Raw genomic sequence first — 4,912 nt, forward strand, 5'->3', positions numbered from 1 at the left:
CGAGACCGTGCTCGGCGGTACCGCCCGTCAGCTCCTGGTGCCCGAGGACCGCTTCGAGGAGTTCTCCCGGGCCGTCGACCTGCTCCACTTCGACCGGCGCCTGACCTTCCACGCCGCACCCACCGGCCTCACCTACGAGGGCGTGCCGGCCGAGGACCGCATCGCGGGCAAGCTCGTGCACGACGAGTCCTCGCCGTTCACCGGGTGGGTGCGCCGCCACGTTGCCGACCCGAGCCGCAACGCCCTGTGCGTGGACGAAGCCTCCGAGCTGGCCGGCGAGGGGCTGCGGGTCAGCCTCTCGGGGCAGACCAGGTCCGGTCGTCGCGGCGCCCACGGGCGCTCGTCGGCGGAGTACGTCATCGGCTTCTCCAACGAGGACGCCCTGCTCGAGATCGACGCCGAACTCGCGCGGGTGAGCGAGGAGCTGGACCGCTGCGAGCAGGACCTCAAGGCCGCCGACGCCCGGCTCGCCGAGCTCGACTACCTCAAGTCCGCCTACGACGCCGTACGCACCTACCGCTGGGCCGACATCGACGTCGAGGGCGCCCGGGAGCGGGTCACCGACCTGGCCGAACGTCGCGACGCGATCCTCAACTCCGACGACACGCTGCGCGCCCTGGAGGAGCAGATCCTCACCCTGGGTGAGCACGTGGAGGAGGCCAACGCCGACCGCGTACGCCTCAAGGACCGCCGCGACTCCCTCGAGGGACGCTTCGCCGACCTCGTGACGGACGAGGACGACACCAACGACGAGATCGAGCAGATCCTCGAGCGGGGCGAGGTCGAGCTCACCGACGAGCAGGCCGGCGAACTCGACGCCGAGTTCGTCGAGGCTGTCGGACCGGGCGACGCCGGTTCGCTGGACGACTTCACCACCAACCTGGGACGCCTGCAGGCCCGCCTGCGCGAGACCTCGGAGAGCTCCGCGGAGGTCGTCGCGTACGTCGACGCCGAGCTGGCGCGCATCTTCGAGAGCTACAAGTCGCAGTGGCCCGACCCCAACCTGAGCACCGCGCCGGAGGCCCTCAAGGACTTCCTCGCGATCCTCGAGGAGATCAGCTCCACGGGTCTGGGGGCGCAGCGCAACGTGTGGAAGGAGCGGCTCGCGGAGTGGTCCGGGCAGGACCTCGTCCCGCTGGCCGGCGCGATGAGCGCGGCGGTCGAGGAGATCGAGGACAGGCTCGACCCGATCAACGAGATCCTGCGCCTCCTGCCGTTCGGCCCGACCGGTGACCGGCTCCGGATGCGCCTGCGCAACCTGGCCCCGACCCACGTCACCGACTTCCTGCGCCAGCTGCGCACCCTGTCGGCCGACACGACGCTGGCGATGGAGGAGGAGGCCCTTGAGCAGCGGTTCCAGCAGCTGCGGGTCTTCATCAACCAGATCCGGCGCCGCGACGACCCGCTGGCCCGGCCGGGCTCCGGCGACCGTGACCGTCTCCTCGACGTGCGGCGTCACGTCGAGGTGTACGCCGAGCGGCTGCGCCCCGACGGCACCCACGTGTCCAACTACCGCACGCTGGCCCAGAAGAGCGGCGGTGAGACCCAGGAGCTGGTCGCCTTCATCATCGGCGCCGCGCTGCGCTTCCGCCTCGGTGACGAGGAGCGGCAGCGGCCCCGGTTCGCGCCGGTCTTCCTCGACGAGGCGTTCATCAAGGCCGACGCCCAGTTCGCCGGCCGAGCGGTGCACGCCTGGAAGGGTCTCGGCTTCCAGATCGTCGTCGGCGCCCCCGAGGACAAGGTCAACGCCCTCGAGCCCCACATGGACAAGATGTTCGCGGTGCTCAAGAACCACGAGACCAACCTGTCCCGTGTCGTGGAGATGCAGGACGTCCAGGGCGACTGAGTCCCGCACCCCGTACCGACGCGGAAGGCCCGCCCCGGATCCCGGGGCGGGCCTTCGTGGTCCTGCTGGACCTGGGTCCCTCAGATCTGCGGGACGCCGGCCAGCGAGGCAGTGAGGTCCTCCTCCGACAGCGGGTCGTCGTCCAGGTGGCCGTTGAGGAACGAGTCGTACGCCCCCAGCTCGAGCAGACCGTGGCCGGAGAGGCCGATGACGATGACCTTCTCCTCGCCCGACTCCTTGGCCTCCAGCGCCTCACGCTTGGCCTGGGCCAGTGCGTGCGAGGACTCCGGCGCCGCCACGATGCCCTGGGTGCGCGCGAACTCCAGCGCGACCTCGAAGCACTCCGTCTGGGGCAGGGCGACGGCCTCGATCAGGCCCTCGTGCACCGCGTGCGAGACCAGCGGCGCCATGCCGTGGTAGCGCAGCCCGCCCGCGTGGATCGGGGAGGGGATGAAGTCGTGGCCGAGGGTGTACATCTTCATCAGCGGCGTCATGCCGCCGGTGTCGCCGAAGTCGTAGCGGTACTCGCCGCGGGTCAGCGTCGGGCACGAGCTCGGCTCCACCGCGAGGATCCGGGGGGACTGGTTGCCGTGCAGCTTCTCCCGCAGGAACGGGAACGTGAGCCCCGCGAGGTTGGAGCCACCGCCAGCACAGCCGATGACGACGTCGGCGCCGGTCTCGCCCGCCTTGGCGAGCTGCCGCACCGCCTCCTCGCCGATGATCGTCTGGTGCAGCAGCACGTGGTTGAGGACCGAGCCGAGGGCGTACTTGGTGTCCTCGGCCTGGGCGGCGACCTCGACGGCCTCGGTGATCGCGATACCGAGGGATCCCGGGTGGTCCTCGGGCAGGCTCTTGCCGAACTCGGTCAGGCGGCTGGGGGAGCGGTGCACCTTCCCGCCGAAGACCTCGATCAGGGTGCGACGCTGCGGCTTGCCGTCGAACGACGCGCCGACCTGCCACACCTCGCACTCCACGCCGAACAACGAGGCGGCGTACGACAGGGCCGTGCCCCACTGGCCCGCGCCGGTCTCGGTGGTGAGCTTGGTGATGCCGTGCTGCGAGTTGTAGTAGACCTGCGGGACCGAGGTGTTGGTCTTGTGGGAGCCGGCCGGGGAGACACCCTCGTACTTGTAGTAGATCCGCGCCGGGGTGCCGAGCTTCTTCTCCCACTGGCGGGCCCGGTACAGCGGGCTCGGGCGGTACTGGCGGTAGACCGCGCGGACCGGCTCGGGGATCTCCACGTAGCGCTCGGTGGTGACCTCCTGGGCGATCAGCTCCGGCGGGAACAGGGCCGAGAGGTCGTCGGGGCCGACGGGCTCGTGGGTCGCGGGGTGCAGCGGCGGGGGCGGGGGAGTCGGGAAGTCGGCCACGATGTTGTACCAGTGGGTGACCTGCTCGGACTCGTCGAGGGTGAACATCACCTGGTCGTCACTCATGGCTGCTGAGCGTAGTGCGGGCCGGCCCCGCGCAGGCGCGATCTCCCGCTCCGGGCCGCGTAGTCTCGCAGGATGGTCGTCGAACCGGACTGCGCCTTCTGCCAGGTCGTCTCGGGGCAGCAACCCGCGCACGTCGTGCTCGAGGACGAGACGTTCACCGGCTTCCTGGACCGGCGTCCGGTCTTCCGCGGACACGTGCTGCTGGTGCCACGCACCCACGTCGTGACGCTGCCCGACCTCCCCGCCGACCTGCGCGACCCCTTCCTGGCCCACGCCCAGCGGCTGGCCACGGCCATGCAGGTCGCCCTGGGCGCCCAAGGCTCCTTCGTGGCCCTCAACAACACGGTCAGCCAGTCCGTCCCTCACCTGCACCTGCACGTCGTCCCGCGCACCCGGGGCGACGGCCTGCGCGGGTTCTTCTGGCCACGCACCAGCTACGCCGAGGGCGAGGCCGAGGAGTACGCCGCCCGCCTGAGGGAGGCGCTGTCGGGTGGCGCGTAGCCACCAGTACGCTCGGGCGCGGACCACCACAGACAAAGAACGACAAGGAGTCATCATGGGTCGCTACGACGGACGTGTCGTCGCCATCACGGGCGCAGCCCGGGGCATCGGGTTCGGGACCGCACAGCGGTTCGCCGCGGAGGGCGCCTCGGTCGCCATCCTCGACCTCGACGAGTCCGCCGCTGCCGAGGCCGCGGGTCGCCTCGAGCTGACCGAGGGCGCCAAGGCGGCCGGCATCGGTGTCGACGTCGCCAACACCGAGGCGGCCGAGGCGGCCGTCGAGCGTGTGGTCGCCGAGCTCGGTGGCATCCACGTCCTGGTCAACAACGCCGGCGTCACCCGCGACAACCTGCTGTTCAAGATGACCGAGCTCGACTGGGACCTGGTCATGGGCGTGCACCTCAAGGGCGCGTTCAACATGACCAAGGCGGCGCAGAAGCACTTCGTCGAGCAGCGCTACGGCAAGATCCTCAACCTCTCCTCGATCAGTGCGCTCGGCAACCGCGGCCAGGCCAACTACTCGGCCGCCAAGATGGGCATCCAGGGCTTCACCCGCACCCTCGGCATGGAGCTGAGCCCGTTCGGGATCAACACCAATGCCATCGCCCCCGGCTTCATCGCCACCGAGATGACCGACGCGACCGCCGCGCGCCTCAAGATGGACGTCGAGGAGTTCCGCAAGCTCAACGCCGAGGCCAACCCGGTCAAGCGCGTCGGGTACCCGGAGGACATCGCCGCCGCGGCCGCGTTCCTGTGCAGCGACGAGGCGTCGTACATCACAGGCCAGACGCTGTACGTCGACGGCGGCGGCCGCCTCTGACCCGTGTGCAGGTCCGGAGGGCGCCCGGCGCGGTGTGACGAACGCCACGCCGTGCGGCCCTTCCGGTTCCTGCTCAGTGACCGTAGGCATTGGACATCTGCGCGACGTCCTGCCTACGGTTTTTGGCGTTCCGGACCCGTGGGGGCCCGGACGCCGCACCAACGCTGACGGGAACGCCGAGTTCTGCCCGCTCGTCAGCGCCTCCGAGACGAAGAAAGTCGGGCAGGAGTGGGGGACCCACAGGTTCCACCGCCGCACCTCGCGTGCGGCTCGGGGTGAAGTCGCCTCCCGGCGGCAGAGCACTTTCCA

The 4,912-nt window shown here is 70.4% G+C and carries 4 protein-coding genes; 3 read left to right on the top strand and 1 reads right to left on the bottom strand.

What is annotated here, in order from left to right; translation table 11 throughout:
• On the top strand, window positions 1–1,846 hold a 1,846-nt coding region (locus tag ACI379_RS17160; protein WP_439793354.1), incomplete at its 5' end, for an SbcC/MukB-like Walker B domain-containing protein.
• A gap of 80 nt (window positions 1,847–1,926) precedes the next feature.
• Here ACI379_RS17160 and ACI379_RS17165 read toward each other — a convergent pair.
• Complete coding sequence (locus ACI379_RS17165; protein WP_439793355.1) at window positions 1,927–3,282, bottom strand: TrpB-like pyridoxal phosphate-dependent enzyme; 1,356 nt, start codon at window positions 3,280–3,282, stop codon at window positions 1,927–1,929.
• Between the two features lie 72 nt (window positions 3,283–3,354).
• On the opposite strand from ACI379_RS17165, the gene ACI379_RS17170 reads away from it, so the two are divergent.
• Window positions 3,355–3,783 carry an HIT family protein gene (locus ACI379_RS17170; protein ID WP_439793356.1) on the top strand — a complete coding sequence of 143 codons (429 nt, stop codon included), beginning with the start codon at window positions 3,355–3,357 and terminating at the stop codon, window positions 3,781–3,783.
• 55 nt (window positions 3,784–3,838) lie between these two features.
• The gene (locus tag ACI379_RS17175) at window positions 3,839–4,603 is read left to right on the top strand and encodes an SDR family NAD(P)-dependent oxidoreductase (RefSeq protein ID WP_439793357.1); all 765 of its coding nucleotides are present in this window, start codon (window positions 3,839–3,841) and stop codon (window positions 4,601–4,603) included.
• Window positions 4,604–4,912: the final 309 nt, after the last annotated feature.

Origin of the sequence: Nocardioides sp. (assembly GCF_051876515.1) — a bacterium.
Taxonomy (GTDB): domain Bacteria; phylum Actinomycetota; class Actinomycetes; order Propionibacteriales; family Nocardioidaceae; genus Nocardioides.

Excerpts from the sequence above, each read along its gene's own strand:
- ACI379_RS17165 (WP_439793355.1), bottom strand. The coding sequence starts at position 3,282 with ATGAGTGACGACCAGGTGATGTTCACCCTCGACGAGTCCGAGCAGGTC.
- ACI379_RS17170 (WP_439793356.1), top strand. The coding sequence starts at position 3,355 with ATGGTCGTCGAACCGGACTGCGCCTTCTGCCAGGTCGTCTCGGGGCAG.
- ACI379_RS17175 (WP_439793357.1), top strand. The coding sequence starts at position 3,839 with ATGGGTCGCTACGACGGACGTGTCGTCGCCATCACGGGCGCAGCCCGG.